We start from the raw sequence: 20,621 nt of genomic DNA, 5'->3' as shown, positions 1-20,621 counted from the left end.
TTATTTTAAAATTTTGGCACAGTTTTTGCTTATTATTTTTTATTATTGAAAAATAAAATTTTCTTTATAGGTGTTCATAAATTTATAAATTTGTCGATATAAGCTTTTAACTAGCAATAGGAAATTTTAAAAAGGATTTTAAAATGGAAATATCGAAGGCAAATGGGCAAATGGATACAGCTTTGGCAAACATTAGCCAAAGAACAAGTGAGACACAGGCTAGTTTAAACATTCAAACCGATAGAAGTCAAGGCCAAGAAGGCGATGATGGACAGCAACGAGGTGTGAGTGAAAAGTTGGCTGATATTACAAAAAAGTTAAATGAGCAAATGGATTCTCTAGATACCAATGTTCGTTTTGGTTATAGTGATAAAATCGGTTCTATGTATATTAGCGTGACTGAAAAAAGTACTGGAAGGGAAATCCGTCAAATTCCTAGTGAAGAAGCTATGAGATTAGCTGAGTATTTTAGGGATGTGATAGGAATGATATTTGATAAGGAGAGTTAAAAATGGCATTTGGTAGTCTATCTAGTTTAGGATTTGGTTCTGGGGTTTTAACTCAAGATACTATAGATAAATTAAAAGAAGCAGAGCAAAAAGCTCGTATTGATCCTTATACTAAAAAAATTGAAGAAAATACAACCAAACAAAAAGATTTAACAGAAATCAAAACTAAATTACTAAGTTTTCAGACGGCTGTTTCATCATTAGCCGATGCTACGGTTTTTGCGAAAAGAAAAGTTGTAGGAAGTATTAGCGATAATCCTCCAGCAAGTCTTACAGTTAATTCGGGTGTTGCTTTACAAAGCATGAATATCAATGTTACTCAACTTGCACAAAAAGATGTGTATCAAAGCAAAGGATTAGCAAATGACAGTGGTTTTATTAATGCAAATTTAACTGGAACCACCGATCTTACTTTTTTTTCAAATGGCAAAGAATATACTGTTACGGTAGATAAAAACACAACCTATAGAGATTTAGCTGATAAAATTAATGAAGCTAGTGGAGGAGAGATTGTTGCTAAGATTGTAAACACAGGAGAGAAAGGCACTCCTTACCGCTTAACTTTAACCAGCAAAGAAACAGGCGAAGACAGTGCGATAAGTTTCTATGCAGGAAAAAAAGATGCGCAGGGTCAGTATAAAAGTGATTCAGAGGCAGAAGAAATATTCAAAAGTCTTGGATGGGAATTAGATACAGCGAGTTCTATTGATCCAGCTAAGGATAAAAAAGGTTATGGTATTAAGGATCCTTCTTTGCATATCCAAACTGCGCAAAATGCAGAATTTACACTTGATGGTATTAAGATGTTTAGATCAAGTAATACTGTTACCGATCTTGGTGTAGGAATGACTTTAACTTTAAATAAAACAGGTGAAATTAATTTTGATGTACAGCAAGATTTTGAAGGTGTGACAAAAGCCATGCAAGATTTGGTGGATGCTTATAATGATTTAGTAACCAATCTTAATGCTGCAACTGACTATAATAGTGAAACTGGAACAAAAGGAACTTTACAAGGCATCAGTGAAGTAAATTCAATACGCTCAAGTATTCTTGCTGATTTGTTTGATTCTCAAGTTGTTGATGGAACTACTGAAGATGCAAATGGTAATAAAGTAAACACTAAGGTTATGCTTTCTATGCAGGATTTTGGCCTAAGTTTAAATGATGCAGGCACTTTGAGTTTTGATTCTTCTAAATTTGAACAAAAAGTTAAAGAAGATCCAGACTCTACTGAAAGTTTTTTTTCAAATATTACTAAATACGAAGACATTAATCACACAGGAGAGGTAATTAAGACAGGAAGTTTAAGTAAATATCTTACCAATGGTTTAGAATTTAAACCAGGAGATTTTACTATAGTTTTTAATAATCAAACATATGATTTATCTAAAAATTCTGATGGTACTAATTTTAAATTAATAGGGAAAACAGAGGAAGAATTGCTTCAAAATTTAGCTAATCATATAAACAGTAAAGGTATTGAAGGCTTAAAAGTTAAGGTTGAATCCTATAATCAAAACAATGTTACAGGGTTTAGGTTGAATTTTAGTGGAGATGGTAGTTCGGATTTTTCAATCAAAGGAAATGCTAGCATTCTCAAGGAATTAGGTTTGTCTGATGTAAATATAACCTCTAAGCCTATAGAAGGTAAAGGTATTTTTTCAAAATTAAAAGCCACGTTGCAAGAGATGACTGGAAAAGATGGTTCAATTACAAAATATGATGAGAGTTTGACAAATGATATTAAATCATTAAATACCTCTAAAGACTCGACTCAGGCTATGATTGATACAAGATATGATACAATGGCGAATCAATGGTTGCAATATGAGAGTATTTTAAATAAACTCAATCAACAGCTAAATACTGTAACTAATATGATTAATGCGGCAAACAATTCTAATAATTAAGGATAAAAAAGATGCAAAATAATTTAGCCTATAATGCTTATTCTCAAAATCAAGTGGGGATAGAGTCTCCGCAAAAACTTATTGAAATGCTTTATGAGGGAATTTTGCGTTTTTGTGCAAGAGCTAAAGTAGCCATAAGAAATGAAGATATAGAACAAAGAGTGTATTTTGTAAAAAGAACCACGGCTATTTTTATAGAGCTTATTAATACTTTAAACTATGAAAAAGGCGGAGAAGTGGCACATTATTTAAGCGGGCTTTATACAAGAGAAATTCAACTTTTATCTTTGGCAAATTTAGAAAATAACGAAGATAGAATCAATGAAGTTATAAATGTAACCAAAGGTTTGCTAGAAGCTTGGAGAGAAGTGCATAACAATGAAACAGTGGCTCAGTGATTTTAAACTTGCATTAATCCAAGAAGATGTTAATAAACTTGAAAATTTACTTAATGAACTTGATATGAAAGCTTTTATTAAAAATTTAGCCAAAGAATCGCCTTCAGAAGATTTTTTAAAAGAAAATGCAAATGATGTATTCTATCAAGTTCAAGCTCTTTTGCAAGAAGCTGTTATACTGATTGAACAAAAGAAAAAAACAAAAGCTGTTGAAATTCAAAAATTTCAAAAAGCGTTGACATATTTTAAATCTTAAAAAAGCATAGCGATAAGCCGAGTTCTGTCTTGAATGCTCATTTATCTAGTTTTGTTTTTGCAAACAAAATCAAGCGAAGGGTTAAAACAAAGACGCTAACCATCCCTTCTTGCTGCACATTGGGTTTACATAGCCGAAATTGTTACCAAAATCGCTGGTGGGCTTTTACCCCGCCGTTTCACCTTTTCCACTTGCGTGGTAGTTTTCTTTCTGTTGCACTATCCCTTAGGTTACCCTAGCCATCTGTTAGATGGAATGTTTGTCTTTAGCAGCTCGGACTTTCCTCTCCTAAAAAGAAGCGAGCATTTACTATGCTTTAAATTTGGATTTTAGCGTAATTTTACTTATTTTTTCATCAAATAAAATAATTTTATTGTGATATCAATCAAAATTTGATAAAATTGTTTTTTATTTTTTAACAAAGGAAATTTATGGCATCTTATTCAATGGGTGATTTAAAAAAGGGACTTAAAATAGAAATCGATGGAATTCCTTTTAAAATAGTCGAGTATCAGCATGTAAAACCAGGCAAAGGTCCTGCTTTTGTGCGTATTAAAATCAAATCTTTTATTGATGGTAAAGTACTTGAAAAAACTTTCCATGCAGGTGATAAATGTGAAGCTCCAAATTTAGAAGATAAAACTATGCAGTATCTTTATGATGATGGTGAAAATTGCCAATTTATGGATACGCAAACATATGAACAAGTAGCTATTAGTGATGATGATGTAGGTGAGGCGAAAAAATGGATGCTTGATGGTATGATGGTAGATGTGCTTTTCCATAATGGTAAAGCTATCGGCGTAGAAGTTCCACAAGTTGTTGAACTCAAAATCATCGAAACAGCTCCAAATTTTAAGGGTGATACTCAAGGATCAAATAAAAAACCGGCTACATTGGAAACAGGCGCAGTAGTGCAAATTCCTTTTCATGTGTTAGAAGGTGAAGTTATACGCGTTGATACTGTGCGTGGTGAGTATATAGAAAGAGCGAACAAATAATACAAAAAAAGCTTTTGGACTATTCCAAGGCTTTTTTAAATTTATATAAAATTTATTTTGTTACTTAATTTCTCATTCCATTCTTAAAAATATTTTTTTAAACTTTTCTTCAATTTAAAATTTCTATAATATTTCTAATTCATATTATGGAGATGGTTGATGGAATGGTTACTTCTTGCTTCTATACCTTTGATTGTTTTAGGTTTTGCTTTAAAGATTAACCCCTTTTTAGTGGTAACTTCAGTTGGAATTTATGCTGGACTTGTTTCAGGTTTTGATTTTGTTAAGGTTGTTAGTGATATAGGAAAATCTTTTGTAGATAATCGCTATGTTGCTATAATTTGGCTTATTTTACCTTTACTTGCTGTTTTGGAACGCAAAGGCTTAAGAGAGCAGGCTAAAAATTTAATATCCAAAATAAAAGTTGCCAGTACAGGACGAATTTTAATGTGTTATTTTGTTTTTAGACAAGTTACTGCAGCTTTAGGGCTTTTATCTTTAGGCGGACATGCGCAGATGATAAGACCTTTAATAGCCCCTATGGCAGAAGCTGCAGCTAAGCTTAAATTTAAAAACTTAACACATAAAGATAGTCAAAAAATCAAAGCTTTTTCTGCGGGAACGGATAATGTTGCTGTATTTTTTGGAGAGGATATTTTTATAGCCGTGCATTCTATTTTATTTATTAAAGCTTTTTATGAGAGCAATGGTATTATTGTTGAGCCATTGCATTTATCAGTTTGGGCTATACCAACTGGAATTTTGGCTTTAATTATCCATTGCTCTAGACTTTATTTATTTGATAAAAGATTGGAAAAAACTTATAAAGGGTTGAGTGATGATAAGTCTTGATTTACTTTATTATATTGTAGGAATTTTATTTTTAGTTTTTGGAATTTTAAGTTTTTCTAATCAAGCTAAAGATATAAAATCAAGAATAAGCGGCGGGGTATTTTGGATAAGTTATAGTTTTACTTTTTTACTAGCAGGAGTTTTGCCTCATTTTGTGATGGGTTGTATAGTGATTTTACTAGCACTTATAGCAGGGTTTAATTTATTAAAACCAGCAAAGATCGAAGTTAGCAAAGAAGAAAAAGAATACGAGATAAAACATGCAAATATTTATAAAAATAAACTTTTTATTCCTGCTTTAATGGTTCCTTTGATTACACTTATTGGGACTTTTTTATTTCCCCATTTGAGTTTTTTTGAAAATAAAAATGCTACATTGATGGCTTTGATTATAGGTATAATTATTTCTTCAATAGTTGCTTGTTTTATGTTTAAAGCTTCTCCTAAAAGAGCTGTTAAAGATGCAGCACATACTATGGATCACATTAGTTGGGCGGCGCTTTTACCGCAAATTTTGGCTACACTTGGGGTAGTTTTTGTTTCTACAGGAATGGGCGATCAAGTATCTAAACTTTTATCTAGTTATATTAGTTTGGATAATGCTTTTATTGCAGTAGCTGTGTATTGTATCGCTATGGCGCTTTTTACTATAGTAATGGGCAATGCTTTTGCAGCTTTTCCTGTGATTACTGCTGCTATTGCTTTGCCGATTTTAATCATACAAATGCATGCAAATCCTGCTATTATAGGTGCGATTGGAATGCTTAGTGGATTTTGCGGAACTTTAATGACGCCTATGGCTGCAAATTTTAATATAGTTCCTGCGGCACTTTTAAATTTGGATGATAAAAATGGCGTAATTAAAGCCCAGTTTATGTCAGGACTTGTTTTGCTTGTAGCTAATATCTTTTTAATGTATTTTTTAGCTTTTAGATTTTAAGGAGAAACAATGGAAAAATTTATAAAACAATTTAGCTTTATTGCACTAGAAAATATTTTTAGAGAATTGCCAAATAAAATCACACATTCTTTTAATGATATCAATGATATTAAACCGCCAAAACTTATGTATCCTATATTTTATGGTTCTTATGATTGGCATTCTAGCGTGCATTCTCACTGGCTTTTGGTGAAAATTTTAAAAGATTTTTCTCATTTTGCTCCAAAGGATGAAATCATCAAAGCTCTAGATTCTCAATTTAGCAAAGAAAAAGCAGAAGGAGAGCTTAAATATCTTCAAAACCCTGCACACAAAGGTTTTGAAAGACCTTATGGATGGGGATGGTTTTTAAAACTGACTTTGGAGATAAATTTACTTGCTAAAGAAAATGACAAAGCTGAAATTTGGGCTAAAAATTTAGAAGGCATAGCTGATTTCTTTGTTAAAGAATTTAAGGAGTTTTTACCTAAGATGGATTATCCTATACGAGTTGGAACCCATTTTAATAGCTCTTTTGCTTTGTATTTTGCTTTAGAATATGCAAGATTTAAAAAAGATCAAGAATTGGAGTATTGCATCATCCAAAGTGCTAAAAAGTGGTTTTTAAATGATAAAAATATGCAAGCTTTAGAGCCTTGTGGAGACGAGTTTTTATCTCCTGTTTTGATGGAAGCGGTGCTTTTAAGTGCTGTTTTACATAAAAATGATTTTGTAAAATTTTTTAAAGCATATTTGCCAAATTTAGAAGCAAAAGAGCCTGCAACTTTATTTACCCCTGTGAGTGTGAGTGATAGGAGCGATGGTAAAATAGCACATCTAGATGGGCTAAATTTAAGTCGCGCTTGGTGTTTTAAAATACTTTCAAATTTTTGCGATGAAAATTTAAAAATTCTTTTAAGAAACAATGCTACAGAGCATTTTGATAAAGCTATAGCTCATATAGAAGATGATTATCTTGGGTCGCATTGGCTAGGAAGCTTTGCTTTGCTTGCTCTGGATGTGGATATTTTATAAAAAATTTCATAAGATGAGTAAATTTGTTGCTAAATAGATATTTTTTAAATTTAGATTTTGTTTTTATGCTTTGAAAAATATATTTTTTGATATTATAAGCCCTATAATATTTTAAAGGATGATAATGGTTTTTTTAATCATCTCTAGTATTATAGTGGCTATTATTTTGGGCTATATTACTAGACATAATGTTGGAATTTTTGCTATGATTTTTGCTTATATTATAGGAGCTTTTTTTATGGATTTAGCTCCTAAAAAAATCATAGCTTTTTGGCCTATTTCTATATTTTTTGTTATTTTTGCTGTCTCATTGTTTTATAATTTTGCAACCGTAAATAGAACTCTTGAAAAATTAGCTGGACATTTGATGTATCGTTTTGCTAATCATCCTTATTTGCTTCCTTTTGTTATTTTTGTGGTTAGTGCTATTATAGCTGCTTTAGGAGCAGGTTTTTATACAGTTTTAGCTTTTATGGCACCACTTACTTTTTTACTTTGCGATAAAATCGGTTTAAGCAAAATTGCTGGAGCTATGGCTATAAATTATGGTGCTTTGGGAGGAGCAAATTTTATGACTTCTCAAAGCGGGATTATTTTTCGAGGATTGATGGAAAATTCAGGCATTGAAGCAAATGAAGCTTTTGTAAATTCTAGTATTATTTTTGCTTTTACTATAATCTTGCCTATTGTGGTATTATCTTTTTTTGTGTTTAATGCTTTTAAAAATAATATAAAAATTAGTGTTATTTTAAAACCTGATCCATTTGATTATAAACAAAAAACTACTTTAATTCTCATGTTTATGATGATTGTTGTTGTTTTAATCTTTCCTGTGCTAAATATTATTTTTCCACATAATGAGACAATTAGTTATTTTAATAAAAAAATAGATATAGCCATGATAGCCATGATTTTTGTTGCCATTGCTTTATTTTTAAAATTAGCCGATGAGAAACAAGTTGTTGCTTTAATTCCTTGGGGAACCTTGATAATGATTTGTGGAGTAGGGATGTTAATTAGCATAGCAGTTGAAGCAGGGGTTATAAAATTATTTTCAGATCTTGTAGAAAATGAGATCAATGTGATTTTTATTCCGTTAATAATGTGTGCTATTGCAGCTTTTATGTCGCTTTTTTCAAGTACTTTGGGTGTGGTTACTCCAGCGCTTTTTCCTATAGTTTCAAGCATTGCTGCAAGCAGTGGATTAAGCGAGGCATTGCTTTTTTCTTGTATTGTTGTAGGGGCTCAAGCTTCTGCTATTTCTCCTTTTTCTTCTGGAGGAAGTCTAATTTTAGGATCTTGTCCTGACAAATATAAGGAAAAATTATTTAAAGATTTACTTATTAAAGCTGTGCCTATAGGATTTATAGCGGCGATTTTAGCCACTATTATAATGAGTTTTATTTTATAAGGATAATTTAATGAAGATTGATACTCATGCACATATATTTTTGAAAAAGTTAAATACGGTTGCAAATGCAAGATATAAACCTGATTATGACGCTAGTTTTAAAGATTATAAGGCAAATTTAGATCATTATGATTTTGATAAAGGGATTTTAGTTCAGCCAAGTTTTTTAGGTGTTGATAATGAATTTTTACTTCAGAGTATCGAAAAAGATGAAAATATAAAAGCTATAGTTGTGGTTGATGAAAATATTAAATTTGATGAGCTTAAAAAACTAAAAGAAAGAAAAGCTTGTGGAGTTAGATTAAATTTAATTGGCAAAGAATTGCCAAATTTTAAAAGTATGGTTTGGACTCAATTTTTTGAAAATTTAAGTAAGCTTAAAATGCAAATAGAAATTCAAAGAGATTTAGATAATAATCTTGTTGATATTGTTGAAAATTTAATTCCTTATGGTTGTAATATTGTTATCGATCATTTAGCAAGAGCTAATGCAAACTTAACAAATTTAGAGGATTTAATTTGCTTAAAAAACTCTAGAATATTTTTTAAAATTAGCGGTTTTTATAGAGCAAAAATAGATTATGCTAATAATGAACAAGCTGTAAAATTTGCAAAGAAAATATATGAAATTTTAAAAGAACATTTTCCACTTAGCAATTTTGTTTTTGGAAGCGATTGGCCACATACAAATTTTGAATCAAATGTTAATTTTTCATCGGCTCTAGTAGCTTTTAATGAAGTTGTCGTATCTAAAAAAGAACAAGAGCAAATTTTAGGGGATAATGCTTGTGCTTTATTTGGCTTTTAAGCTTTTTGTTTTATCCTAAAGATGTATTTTGCAATGCGTTCAAAATGCACTCTTAGATAAGGTTTGTAAATCACAAAACCACCTAAAAGCCCTAAAATGCTTCCTATTACAACATCAATTAAACGAGCGAGTATTAATTTATCTGCATTTTCACTCATAAAATTAGCTGCTTCCGAAAGATAAGTAGCATAAGGAGTAAAGAAAATCATAGCTAAAGCATAGTTTCGATTGACTAAAAATTGTCCTATAAAAAACAAAGACATCATAAGTAAAATAAGCTCTATATCGTGAAATTGTTTAGATAAAAGCCACCATGCAAAACATACTCCTAAGGCCGTTCCTATGATGCGTTGAATTTGTTTAATCCATATAGAATTTAAAGTTACACCTTGCATAATAGCTGTACAAGAAATGGCTATCCAATAACTTCTTTCAAGTTCTAAAAAAGTTCCTATAAATATAGAAAAAGCCACAAAAGAACCCATGATCAAAGAATCCACAAAAACTGCATCAAAACCTATGTATTCTCTAGGTGGAATTTCGCTAGGTAAAGCATTTTTAAATCCATAAATCACAACGATAGAATATAACAAAGCCATTAAATTAGCTACCATTGCTCCAAGAAAAACAAGACCTACTAAAAAGATAAAATCCTTAGCTTCAAAAGGAGAATAGGCTCCTAAAACACAAGAAAATACAAAGAAAAAATATCCAGGTGCACCAATGTTATAGTATCTAATTAAAATAGAACTTCCCATGGCCATAATTCCTATAGGGATGAAGGCAAAAATTGCAGGCAAAAAATGAGTTAAAATTCCTAAGAAAAAACTAGAAACTATGCCAAAAGAACAGCACATCACAACAGCCATTCTATGATATAAAGGAGTGTTTGGAACATATAAAAAAGACAAAGCTCCTATCATGGCAATGAGTCCATAGTTTAATTTTCCAAAAAATACACTAAGCCCTAAAACTATACCTACGCCTAAAGCCGCAAAAAAAGGCATTTGCCAAACTTGTTCGCTTGAATTTAATTTAGCAATTTCTTTAAAGTGTTGCTTTAGTATTTCTATTTTATTCACTCTCGAATTTGTCCTTCCCCATTGATTATATATTTATAAGTGCAAATATCTTCAATCCCCATAGGACCTCTTGCATGCAATTTGCTGGTTGAAATTCCAACTTCTCCACCAAAGCCAAATTCTCCTCCATCGCTAAAACGCGTTGAAGCATTAGCATAAATACAAGATGAGTTTATAAGGCGTTGAAATTTAGCGATATTTGAAGCATCATTTGAGATAATGGTTTCAGAATGCAAGGAGCTGTGTTTATTGATATGCTCTATAGCTTCATCGCAATCTTTTACTAATTTTACACTTAAAGCAAAATCAAGCCATTCTGTATCAAAGGTATTTTCATTTGCTTTAAAAATTTCTAAATTTGAGTTGTTAAAATAAGCCAAAGCATTTTCATGGGCGTGAATTTTTACCTTAAATTTTTCAAATTCAGGTATTAAAAGACTTATAAAATTTTTAGCAATTTTTTCATGGATTAAAAGTGTTTCTAAAGCGTTACAAACACTTACTCTTTGACACTTTGCATTAAGGATTATTTTTAAAGCCATATCTAAGTTAGCACTTTGATCTACAAAAGCATGACACAAGCCTTTATTTTGCTTAATGAGAGGAATTTTGGTATTGTTTGCAATTTCTTGTATCATATTTGAACTTCCGCGAGGTATGATCACATCGATTAAATCATCAAAGGCTAGAATTTGCAAGATTTCATCTCTTTGGGTAAACATAGCAAAACAATCTTGCAAATCAAATTCCTTAAGTACTTTATTAACAAGAGTAAATATAGCCTCATTTGTAAATTTTGCTTCACTTCCGCCTTTAAATACACAAGCATTGGAACTTTTTATCATTAAAGCTGCGATTTCAGCGCTAAGACTAGGCCTTGCTTCGTAAATAACACAAATGAGTCCTAAAGGAATGCTTATTTTTTGTATGTTTAAACCCGCATAATTTTTCCAGCCTTTAGAAATTTTGCCTATAGGATCTTCGATGTAAGCGATTTTTTCTAGGCCTTCGCAAAGAGCTAAAATACGTTTTTCATCTAACAAAAGCCTATCTTTCATTGCTCCGCTTTTTGTGAAATTTGCCATATCTTTTTTATTTGCTTCTAGGATAATTTTGAAATTTTCTCTTAAAATTTGAGCTAATTTTAGAATAATTTTTTCTTTATCTTTGGGCGTTAAGTTAAGTAGTTTTTGAGAATTTTTCTTAATATTTTCAAGCAAATTTCGCATTTTTAATCCTTTATTTACAAAAAACTTGATAAATTATACAAAAAAATTTAGAATTGAAAGGTAAATATAAATGAAAAAAATAGATTTAATTGTAGTAGGTGCAGGTCCAACAGGGATAGGCTGTGCAGTTGAAGCCAAGCTTAAAAACAAAGAAGTTTTGATACTAGAAAAATCAAATAACATTTGTCAAACTTTAATGCAATTTTATAAGGATGGCAAAAGAGTAGATAAAGCTTATAAGGGATGCGAAGGAACCAATCACGGACATGTTCCTTTTGAAGATGGCACCAAAGAAAGCACTATAGAAACTTTTCAAAACGCTTTAAAAGAGCACAATATAGAAGTTGAATTTGGTTCTGAAGTTGAGAGCGTTAAAAATGAAAATGGAGTTTTTTTAGTAAGTACAGCTAAAGGTGTTTATGAGTGTAAAAACATTATTGTTGCTATAGGTAGAATGGGTAAACCTAATAAACCTGATTACAAACTTCCTATGACTTTAACAAAAATCATTAATTTTAATGCCAATTCAGTTTTGGGAAATGAAAAAATTCTTGTTGTAGGTGGCGGAAATTCAGCAGCAGAATACGCTGTGGATTTGGCAAATTCAAATCAAGTTAGCCTTTGTTATCGTAAAAAAGAATTTACAAGATTAAATGATATAAATCTTAAAGATATTCACGAAGCTGGAAATTCGGGTAAGGTAGAGTTAAAATTAGGAATTGACATTAATGAAGTAGAAGATGATAATGGCAAAGCTAAAGTAAATTTTACCGATGGTACAAGCGATATTTATGATAGAATCATTTATGCTATTGGTGGTTCTACTCCACTTGATTTTTTACAAAAATGTGGGATTAATGTTGATGATAAAGGCGTGCCTTTAATGGATAAAAACAAACAAAGCAATGTTAAAGGCATCTTTGTAGCAGGAGATATTGCTACTAAAAATGGAGCAAGTATAGTTACAGGGTTAAATGACGCTGTGAAAATTCTTTCTGTGCTTTAAAATTTAGCCTTTGGGCTAAATTTTTATTTTAGTTTAATCTAGAAAATTTATATGCAAAATAAAATAAATATTAATAAACTTATTGCGAAATTACTTTATTTAAATTCTTACATACTAGGACTTTTGGCATTTTATTAGCGGTTTAAAATATTTTTAATTTTAAATATTTTAAGGATTATTATGTCAAGTATTTTTAGCACCTTAAGCCCTTTTAGGCTTTTTATAAAATGTGCCGTGCCAAATGTTATAAGCATGGCTTTTATTTCTTTTTATTATATAGTTGATGGAATTTTTGTTGGAAAATATCTAGGAAGTGATGCTTTAGCGGCACTAGCCTTGATTATTCCCTTTATCATGATGTCTTTTGCTTTGGCTGATATGATAGCCATAGGATCAGCAGTGCAAATTTCTATGCATTTAGGTTTAGGCAAGAAGAATTTAGCTAGAAAGATATTTAGCTCAAGTATGTTGATTATCTTTATAATCTCTTGTTTTATCGGAATTTTAGAGTATTTTTTAGGACCTGTTTTGATTGATTGTTTAAATGTTAGCGATGAGATTAAAACGATGGCTAAAGAATGTATGTTTGTTTTTGCTTTGTTTGCGCCCTTTACTATGCTTTCTTTTGCTTTGGATAATTATTTAAGAATTTGCGGAAAAACTGCTTATAGTATGGTAATGAATGTGATTATAGCATTAAGCAATATAGTGCTTGATTATATTTTTATAGTCGAGTTGGGTTGGGGCTTATTTTCAGCTGCTCTTGCAACTTGTTTGGGGCTTGTTTTAGGTGGTATTTTTGGAATTTTTCCTTTCTTGTTTCAAAATTTAGAGCTTAAAATTTCAAGCCTATACATGAATTTAAAAATTTTTAAAAATATTCTTTATAACGGAAGCAGTGAGTTTTTTGGCAATATTTCAGGATCTTTATATAGTATTTTTGCAAATTTTGTTTTATTAAAAATTTCTGATACTCAAGCCGTGGCAGCCTTTTCTATAGTTTTATATATTGATAGTTTTATTATAATGCTTATTATTGCTATGGGTGATGCAATGCAGCCTGCGCTTAGTTACAACTATGCTAAAAAAGATTTTTCAAGAATCAAAGCTATTGTAAAAGTGGTATTTTTTGCAGGGGGATTTTTATCTTTATTCTCTATAGTGCTTATATTGATATTTGGAGAAAATTTAATCACGCTTTTTACAAAAGAAAACAATCAAGAATTTAAAACTTTTGCTTATACAGCTTTGATGCTTTTTGCTTTTAATTATTTTTTTGCATGGTTTAATGTTCTAAGTGGTTCTTTTTTGACAGCTTTTAATAAGGCAAGCTTTTCTTTGGTTTTAAGTTTGGCGCAAAATTTATTTATACCTTTGTTTTTTCTTTTGTTTTTATCTTGTTTTATGGGTTTAAATGGAGTATGGCTAAGTCCATTTTTTGCTGAATTTTGTGTTTTGATTTTAGCTTGGATTTTTCTTAAAAGAATTTTTAAAGATCTATCTTTATAGGAGATAGATCTTTTTTAAATTTTATCAAAGGAGCTTTTTTATAATTTTTTAGAATTTATATCCTATACCAGTTAGGACAATTTGATAGGTTTCATCATAAAATCCTATATCGCTATTTCTTTTTTCTATGCCATAATTTGCAAAACCATAAAGTCCGTTATAACCCAAAAATTGATTTTTAACAACTTTTAGATTAAGCTTAACTATATTACCATCTTGTTTTTTGTGGAAGATAGGATCAGTTCCTACTGCTTCATATTTGCTAAGATTTAAATTTGGAGTGAAGATGTAATCATTAGCAAAAGCCAAATTTGTTCCTATACTAAAACCATATCTTGAATAGCTTTGAGCTTTTCCGTCTGCATCATTGTAATCATAATTTAGTCCTAGGTTTAATAAGCTATAATTATAGTTTAATTCAATTTCGTGATAATATCCCTCCCTTTTTAAAGAGCTTTGTGCGATAGTGTCTTTATCATATTTGTTTTTGCTAAATAAATATGAAGTGGTAAATTTCCCAAAATCACTTTCATAAAGTTGAGAGATTTTAAAACCATATCTATCAACATCAGTTTCTTCTCTATTTCCTATTACATAAGGATTTGCATAAGCTTTTTCTCTTAAAGAGGAAATTACAGAAAAAGAAGTGCTAAAACGCTCTAAATAAGCTCTTTCGTAGCCTAAAGCTATACCGCTGATATCTCTTCCATTGTAGTTTTTAATAAAAATTCTATCATTATCTATAAGATTACCATAGTAAAGTTCTGCACCGATAAAAGGAATGAAAGAGGAGTCTGAATTATCAGCATTGTGACTGCTTAGATAATCACTGTTTGCCAAGGTTGAAATATTACTTTTAATATCCCTTGCACCCACACCTATGCTTAAATTTCCACTAAAACCTTCTTGAAATTCTACAGCCGTAGCTGATTGGGTTAAAATGGAGGCTAAAACACAGGAAAATAAATATTTTTTCAAATGTTCTCCTTGAAATGTTTGTTGTTTGTAATTAAATTACATTTATAATTGTAACTAATATTACATTAAATATTTATAAAAAAATTAAGTTTTATAATTTAAGTTTTTTTAGATAGAATTTTTAGAATTAATTTATATTTATAAGGAAATTTAGTGCAGCAAGAGTATTATGACTTGGATTTAGAACGAGCTATTTTAAGCAGTTGTATCATGAGTGAAGAAGCTTATGCTAGTATAGCAGGTGATATTAGCCCAAAAGATTTTAGTCTTAAAGCTCACCAAGATATTTTTAAAGCGGTTATAGCTTGTAGTAATAACAAAGAGCCCATTTCTGTAAGTTTTTTAAGAAAACATAAAAAAATAGATGAGCAAATTTTAGCAGAAATTCTTGCCACTCCTTCTATGATAGATTTGCCTGCTTATGTAAATGAACTTCACGAAAAGTCCGTAAAAAGACAACTCTTGAGTTTTGCACATCTTTTGCCAACTCGTATCAATGAAGATCGTGCTGTAAGTGAAATCGCAGATGAAATTGGTAAAGAAATTTTTAGCATTACAAATCGTGTGAATTCTAGAGATATTAAAGATGTTGATATGGTAATATCAGAACTTTTTGAAGAATTTAAAAAGCAAAAAACTTTAGAAAATAAAGGTATTATAGGGCTTGATACAGGTTTTGAAGGTCTAAATAAAATGACAAAAGGTTTTAAAGGGGGTGAACTTATAATAATCGCTGCGCGCCCAGGTATGGGAAAGACAACTCTTTGTTTAAATTTCATTGACAAGATTTTAAGACAAAAAAAAGGCGTGGCTTTGTTTTCTCTTGAAATGCCTGCAACTCAAATCATGCAAAGAATGCTATCTTCCAAAACTTCCATTCCTTTGCAAAAAATTTTAACTGCAGATTTAAATGATGATGAATGGGAGCGTTTAGGAGATGCTTGTAATGATTATAGTCAAAAGAAATTATATATTTACGATAGTGGTTATGCAACTATTGCTGATGTAAGGGCTATTTTAAGGCGTTTAAAATCTCAAGATGAAAGTATAGGACTTTGTGTGATTGACTATATAGGGCTTATGATGAGTAATTCAAATTTTAATGATAGACATTTGCAAGTTAGTGAAATTTCAAGAGGACTTAAGCTTTTGGCTAGGGAGCTTGATATGCCTATTATCGCACTTTCACAACTTAATCGTGGCTTAGAGCAAAGGGCAAATAAGCGTCCTTTGATGAGTGATTTGCGAGAAAGTGGAGCTATAGAGCAAGATGCGGATGCTATTTTGTTTGTATATCGCGATGAGGTTTATAGAGAACAAGAAGAAAAAGAAAGAGAGAATAAAGCTAAAGCTGAAGGCAAAGCTTATCAAAGGCTTTTTATACCAAATCCTATGCAAGAAAATGCTGAAATTATTGTTGGAAAAAATAGAAATGGACCTGTTGGAACTATAGAAGTTGTATTTTTAAAAGAAAAATCTTGTTTTGTAGATAAACCTATAGGCTATGAAACTACTGAATTTACAGGCTAGCTTTAATAAAATAAGTTTTTAATATTTTAAAGTTATTTTTTACGACACAACCTGTCGCAAGGGTGTTTTATACTTTCTTTGTTATTTTAAAACAAGGAGAGAAAATGTTAAAACAAATCGCATTTGGTAGTATAGCTCTTACAGCTACAGGATATGGCATAAAAAAATTATACGAAAAATTATCCAAGCCAGAAAGAAAATTTGATACACATGCTATTGTTCCAAGCTGTAAGGATGTAATCAACACCGAAGAATATAAACTCAAAAGAGAGCTTGAAGTCGAACAAAAGAAAAATCAAATTCAAGAATTTCTTTGTGAATGCATGGAGTGTTATAGCGGCTTTTCAAAATATTTTAATTCTAAGGAATTTTTAGAATTTGAGCAAAATTTTACCTCTAAAAATAATCACAAAACAGAATTTCTTTTGTCGTCTTATAAAGATCAAATGATAAAAGTGATCGACTATGCTAAAAAATTTAAATGCTTGAGTGCTTTTTTGGAAACACAAAGCGAAAAAAATGACTTAGCGGTTGTAAAAATGATAAGTGAAAGTATGGAGAGAAAAACACAGAGATTTTATTTGCAAACAAAATTTCAAACTTTTCCTCAGTATATTTTTCCTTCTGTGTGGAGTTCTCCTATGTGGGATAAACAATGGGAATAATACTTGGAATTTTAAGCCTTATAGCTGGCTTTGTTGCCATAGTGTTGATGTGTGGTTTGTATTTTATAGCGTTTATGGTTTTTGTTGGCATAGCGATACTTATTTTTCTTTCTATGCAACCTTATCCTTATAATATAATATTTTGTGCTATATATTTAATCACAATTTTAGCGCTAGTGCTATGGTGTAAAACTTAAAAATTTCACTTCCCCCTTGACTGGGGGGGGGGATTTGATAAAATACAAAAATTAAAAACAAGGAATTATTAAAATATGAATAATTATATACATTTAGAAGAATTGGATTTAAAAGCCAATTATGCGGATTTAGAAAAAGAGTTGGAAAATTTATCTAAAAAAGAATGTCTAAGAATAGAAATTGATAAAGGTTTGGAAAATTCACTTAAAGAACTTGAAGATTTAATGGAAAAATTACCCGAACAGCAAACCCAAACACTTTTTGAACAATGCACTAAAAATGCTATGGATGCTGTGACAGGGCATTTTGGACTCGCTTCAACGATCTTAAATGCAAAAGATGGTGGGAATGTAACAACACTACATAACTTTGAAAAAGGTATTGTAGCAACAGAAGAAGATTTACAAAAGCTTACAAAGTATCAACAAGGCTATAAACGAGATTCAAACTATGATAAAATAAAAGATAATATAAGAGATAATTCTCCAAAAATTGTACGTAGTGAATACACAGGTGAAGAAATGGAAAGGGGTGCTGGAAAGAATAAAGCGCAACTAGATCATGTTATTTCTTTAAAGGAAATTGATAGAGATCCTAATATGCATTTATTTTTGGATGATGCAATTAGGGCAGAAATAGCAAATCACCCTGACAATCTTAAGTGGCTTGATGCAAGTGCTAATGCTTCTAAAGGTGATAGAGATCTTATGGAGTGGGGTAAAGAAATTGATCCAAAAACAGGAAAAACCAATTTTGAAAAATATGGAATCGATGAAAAAAAAGCTGAAAAAATTTACAATACAGCCAAATCAAACCTAAAAAAGAAAGTTATAAAAGAAAAAATTGTCAAATATTCTAATGAAGTTTTAAGTACAGGTGCTAAAGATTCAATGAAAATCTTTGTTTATTCTGCCTTTGGAGTTGTCTTAAAAGATTTTATTGAAGCTGTTGTTATTGAATTAAAAACCACCTTTAGAGAGTTTGGAAAAGAAAATATTAAAGAAATTTTTAAACGATTTGCACGCAGAATGGAAAAAGTTTGGGAAAAGATAAAGGCAAAATGGAAGGATATATTCAAAGGTTCTTTAGAAGCAGGAATTCAAGCATTTTTTTCTAATTTGTTGGTTTTTATTATTAACACTATTTTTACAACTTTAAAAAAAATAGTGCAAATCATACGTGCAGGCTTTACTTCTCTATATCAAGCTGTAAAAATCATTATTAATCCACCTAAAAATATACCAAAAGATGAAATTTACTTTGAAGCATCGAAAATTTTTGTTAGCGGGATGATTTCTGCAATTTCAATGTTAGGAAGTGAAATGATCCACAAGTTTCTGCTGTCAATACCTGGATTTAATGTATTTTTGTCACTACCTATCCCTTTTACCGATGAAACAATAGGGGATGCCCTTTCTTTATGTATTTCAGCGGCTGGTGGTGCTGTATTGAGCACTATAGCTATTTTTTATATGGATAAGTGGAGAAGCAATTCCAAAATTGGCAATTTACAAATACAAATTGTAACTCAAAAAAATTTGATAGTACAATACAAAATTGCCAAAACTTGGTTTGCATTGAATGATGCTTATCATATTGTAAAAAACGAAACTTTAGCAACTATACAACAAATCAAAAAAGATAACCAAATGAGAGAGCAAAGTTCTCAAGAAGTAGAAACAGCAATTGAAGAATTTGAAAATTGTAATATCACTAAAAAATTATACAAAAAACTTAATCAAACTAAGGAGAACTGATGCTAGAACTTATCACACAAAAAGATCAAGATTTTTTGCAAAATATTGAAAACCTTGATGAAGAATATATTCAAAAATTTATTAATAAAAAAATCAGTGAAATAGCTATAGCTATTGAAACAGCAGCAGAGAATGCTGATAAAGCAAAAGATAGAACACAAAAAGCCAAAAATCTTAATACAGATAGTGATTGGCAAACTTATATACCAATTTTTGGACGTTGGCTTGGAGAAACATCAGAAGAAAAAAAAGAAATTAAATCCAATATGATCCTTGAAGTAGCAGAGTTACAGAATGAATCAATGAATCAAATGACAACAATTCTAAAAGAAGTTGTAATATTTTTTACTTCCAGTTTTTGTATTGCTACGCGTATGAATCAAGCTTTATCTCTTATTATTGCGCAAGGTTTTGTAAAGAGCGATGGCAAGGTAATTCGTTTATCTAAAGCCGCTAAAGAACAATTTCAACAAATACAAAAGTTCACACTGAGTTTTATAGAAGATCATGAAAAACACAAAGATACGATAAATAATATCCAAGTAGAATTAGATAAAAAAAATCAAATTGATGATGAGCAATATAAACTCATAGAAAAACATTATCAAGAATTTATACAATATAAAAATTATAATGACAAAATTGTTCAAGAGCAAGAATGTAAAATCAATGAACTGAAAGATATTTTAAATAAAAGAAAAAATGTTTTTACAAATAGCATTTCAATTTTAGCTTTGATAGTTTCTGTTGCGTCGATTGTATTATATTTTATAGGGCGTTAATTTATGAATTTTTTAAGTTCTTTAAAAGATAAGGCGGTAAATGCTTCAGAAGCAATTAAAGACAAAACTATTAAGACTGCTGAAGTTGTTAAAGATATTGGAATGGAAGTAAAATGTGGGATTGGTTGGCACGCGGGTGAATATCAAAATGAAAAAGATAAACCAAAATGTTTTTTTTCCAAAATTTGCCCTGATTGCGGAAAATATCTTACAAAAAATCAACATGATTTTGAAGCTCCTGAAATATTAAATCCTGATAATTGTTATGGATATAGACGATGTACTCTTTGTTCTATTCAAGTGTTTGATAATTTTCATAATTATTATGAAATCAAAAAAGATGCAAAATGCAGAATGCACGAAAAATGTAATTTATGCGGACATGAAAGATTGGGACAAACAAGACACAATTGGAAATATGACGAAAACGGGCAAAAAATTTGTCTAGATTGCAAAGAAACAGTATAAAGACAGATGTTTTCTAAGATTTTCTCATCTCTTAGCCTTGCAAATGCGTTTAAAGGATTTTTATTTAAACGCATTTCAAGCCCTATGCAAAGTGCTCGTATTATTAGTATGGTTTTGGATATAAAAAATGCTTTTAATGACAGCAAAGATCAAGCAAGTAGTATTTGCAAAACTTTGGATTTGATAGTAAATTTTAAAAAAGAACATCCGCAGGATTTTAACGAGTTGTTTGAAATTTTAAAAGATCTCATACAAGAATACGAGCAAAATCCTAATGAAATCAAGCAAAATCTCAAAGAAATCCTAAAATAAGGC

The 20,621-nt window shown here is 30.4% G+C and carries 22 protein-coding genes and 1 other RNA gene; 19 read left to right on the top strand and 4 right to left on the bottom strand.

What is annotated here, in order from left to right; translation table 11 throughout:
- The first annotated feature begins 143 nt into the window (after window positions 1-143).
- Genes FBF10_RS03250 through FBF10_RS03235 form a run of 4 tightly spaced genes read left to right on the top strand, consistent with a single transcriptional unit; the run spans window position 144 to window position 3,076 of the window.
- On the top strand, window positions 144-509 hold the full coding sequence (locus tag FBF10_RS03250; RefSeq protein ID WP_002776146.1) for a FlaG family protein: 366 nt from the start codon (window positions 144-146) through the stop codon (window positions 507-509).
- A gap of 2 nt (window positions 510-511) precedes the next feature.
- Window positions 512-2,422, top strand: a complete 1,911-nt coding sequence (gene fliD, locus FBF10_RS03245; RefSeq protein WP_002887676.1) for a flagellar filament capping protein FliD — start codon at window positions 512-514, stop codon at window positions 2,420-2,422.
- An 11-nt stretch (window positions 2,423-2,433) separates the two neighbouring features.
- Complete coding sequence (fliS, locus tag FBF10_RS03240; protein ID WP_002776169.1) at window positions 2,434-2,820, top strand: flagellar export chaperone FliS; 387 nt, start codon at window positions 2,434-2,436, stop codon at window positions 2,818-2,820.
- On the top strand, window positions 2,801-3,076 hold the full coding sequence (locus tag FBF10_RS03235; protein WP_002868068.1) for a hypothetical protein: 276 nt from the start codon (window positions 2,801-2,803) through the stop codon (window positions 3,074-3,076). Before fliS ends, FBF10_RS03235 begins: the two co-directional genes overlap by 20 nt.
- On the opposite strand, the gene rnpB is transcribed toward FBF10_RS03235, so the two are convergent.
- Window positions 3,074-3,394: RNase P RNA component class A (gene rnpB / locus FBF10_RS03230), an RNA gene on the bottom strand. The genes FBF10_RS03235 and rnpB overlap by 3 nt on opposite strands.
- A gap of 113 nt (window positions 3,395-3,507) precedes the next feature.
- Between rnpB and efp the strand changes: the two genes are divergently transcribed.
- The 6 genes from efp to FBF10_RS03200 all read left to right on the top strand — a co-directional run bounded on the left by efp (window position 3,508) and on the right by FBF10_RS03200 (window position 9,102).
- A complete protein-coding gene (efp, locus tag FBF10_RS03225) occupies window positions 3,508-4,077 on the top strand; it encodes an elongation factor P (RefSeq protein ID WP_002855210.1) in 570 nt (189 codons plus the stop codon).
- Window positions 4,078-4,236: 159 nt separating this feature from the next.
- Entirely contained in the window at window positions 4,237-4,929 is a 693-nt protein-coding gene (locus FBF10_RS03220; RefSeq protein WP_002856730.1) for a DUF969 domain-containing protein, read from the top strand.
- On the top strand, window positions 4,916-5,869 hold the full coding sequence (locus tag FBF10_RS03215) for a DUF979 domain-containing protein (protein ID WP_002859936.1): 954 nt from the start codon (window positions 4,916-4,918) through the stop codon (window positions 5,867-5,869). The genes FBF10_RS03220 and FBF10_RS03215 overlap by 14 nt, the downstream gene beginning before the upstream one ends.
- 9 nt (window positions 5,870-5,878) lie before the next feature.
- Window positions 5,879-6,883: a DUF2891 domain-containing protein gene (locus tag FBF10_RS03210; RefSeq protein ID WP_002858603.1), complete on the top strand. Its 1,005-nt coding sequence runs from the start codon at window positions 5,879-5,881 to the stop codon at window positions 6,881-6,883.
- Between the two features lie 118 nt (window positions 6,884-7,001).
- The gene (locus FBF10_RS03205; RefSeq protein WP_079460007.1) at window positions 7,002-8,294 is read left to right on the top strand and encodes an SLC13 family permease; all 1,293 of its coding nucleotides are present in this window, start codon (window positions 7,002-7,004) and stop codon (window positions 8,292-8,294) included.
- 10 nt (window positions 8,295-8,304) lie between these two features.
- Complete coding sequence (locus tag FBF10_RS03200) at window positions 8,305-9,102, top strand: amidohydrolase (protein ID WP_002887670.1); 798 nt, start codon at window positions 8,305-8,307, stop codon at window positions 9,100-9,102.
- Here FBF10_RS03200 and FBF10_RS03195 read toward each other — a convergent pair.
- A complete protein-coding gene (locus FBF10_RS03195) occupies window positions 9,099-10,184 on the bottom strand; it encodes an FUSC family protein (protein WP_002859081.1) in 1,086 nt (361 codons plus the stop codon). The two genes, FBF10_RS03200 and FBF10_RS03195, sit on opposite strands and share 4 nt — an antisense overlap.
- Complete coding sequence (locus FBF10_RS03190) at window positions 10,181-11,413, bottom strand: glutamate-5-semialdehyde dehydrogenase (protein WP_002887669.1); 1,233 nt, start codon at window positions 11,411-11,413, stop codon at window positions 10,181-10,183. Before FBF10_RS03190 ends, FBF10_RS03195 begins: the two co-directional genes overlap by 4 nt.
- Before the next feature lie 70 nt (window positions 11,414-11,483).
- On the opposite strand from FBF10_RS03190, the gene FBF10_RS03185 reads away from it, so the two are divergent.
- Together FBF10_RS03185 and FBF10_RS03180 are read left to right on the top strand one after the other, a co-directional pair.
- Entirely contained in the window at window positions 11,484-12,419 is a 936-nt protein-coding gene (locus FBF10_RS03185) for an NAD(P)-binding domain-containing protein (protein ID WP_002859083.1), read from the top strand.
- Between the two features lie 180 nt (window positions 12,420-12,599).
- Window positions 12,600-13,928, top strand: a complete 1,329-nt coding sequence (locus FBF10_RS03180) for an MATE family efflux transporter (protein ID WP_002887668.1) — start codon at window positions 12,600-12,602, stop codon at window positions 13,926-13,928.
- 48 nt (window positions 13,929-13,976) lie between these two features.
- On the opposite strand, the gene FBF10_RS03175 is transcribed toward FBF10_RS03180, so the two are convergent.
- A complete protein-coding gene (locus FBF10_RS03175; RefSeq protein WP_002859085.1) occupies window positions 13,977-14,906 on the bottom strand; it encodes a DUF2860 domain-containing protein in 930 nt (309 codons plus the stop codon).
- A gap of 153 nt (window positions 14,907-15,059) precedes the next feature.
- Between FBF10_RS03175 and FBF10_RS03170 the strand changes: the two genes are divergently transcribed.
- The 7 genes from FBF10_RS03170 to FBF10_RS03140 all read left to right on the top strand — a co-directional run bounded on the left by FBF10_RS03170 (window position 15,060) and on the right by FBF10_RS03140 (window position 20,618).
- Window positions 15,060-16,436, top strand: a complete 1,377-nt coding sequence (locus tag FBF10_RS03170; protein WP_002887667.1) for a replicative DNA helicase — start codon at window positions 15,060-15,062, stop codon at window positions 16,434-16,436.
- 62 nt (window positions 16,437-16,498) lie between these two features.
- Window positions 16,499-17,101, top strand: a complete 603-nt coding sequence (locus FBF10_RS03165; protein WP_079263711.1) for a hypothetical protein — start codon at window positions 16,499-16,501, stop codon at window positions 17,099-17,101.
- Window positions 17,092-17,298: a hypothetical protein gene (locus tag FBF10_RS03160; protein ID WP_002887663.1), complete on the top strand. Its 207-nt coding sequence runs from the start codon at window positions 17,092-17,094 to the stop codon at window positions 17,296-17,298. The genes FBF10_RS03165 and FBF10_RS03160 overlap by 10 nt, the downstream gene beginning before the upstream one ends.
- A gap of 75 nt (window positions 17,299-17,373) precedes the next feature.
- Entirely contained in the window at window positions 17,374-19,056 is a 1,683-nt protein-coding gene (locus tag FBF10_RS08770; protein ID WP_002884498.1) for a hypothetical protein, read from the top strand.
- Window positions 19,056-19,838, top strand: a complete 783-nt coding sequence (locus tag FBF10_RS03150; RefSeq protein ID WP_002854816.1) for a hypothetical protein — start codon at window positions 19,056-19,058, stop codon at window positions 19,836-19,838. Before FBF10_RS08770 ends, FBF10_RS03150 begins: the two co-directional genes overlap by 1 nt.
- Before the next feature lie 3 nt (window positions 19,839-19,841).
- Complete coding sequence (locus FBF10_RS03145; RefSeq protein ID WP_002869110.1) at window positions 19,842-20,306, top strand: hypothetical protein; 465 nt, start codon at window positions 19,842-19,844, stop codon at window positions 20,304-20,306.
- Between the two features lie 6 nt (window positions 20,307-20,312).
- The gene (locus FBF10_RS03140) at window positions 20,313-20,618 is read left to right on the top strand and encodes a hypothetical protein (protein ID WP_002866447.1); all 306 of its coding nucleotides are present in this window, start codon (window positions 20,313-20,315) and stop codon (window positions 20,616-20,618) included.
- Window positions 20,619-20,621 lie beyond the last annotated feature (3 nt).

Source organism: Campylobacter sp. CFSAN093249, assembly GCF_011067895.1.
Lineage (GTDB): Bacteria > Campylobacterota > Campylobacteria > Campylobacterales > Campylobacteraceae > Campylobacter_D > Campylobacter_D jejuni.
Note: the sequence above shows the minus strand (reverse complement) of the source record. Positions and strands in the feature narration are given on the sequence as shown.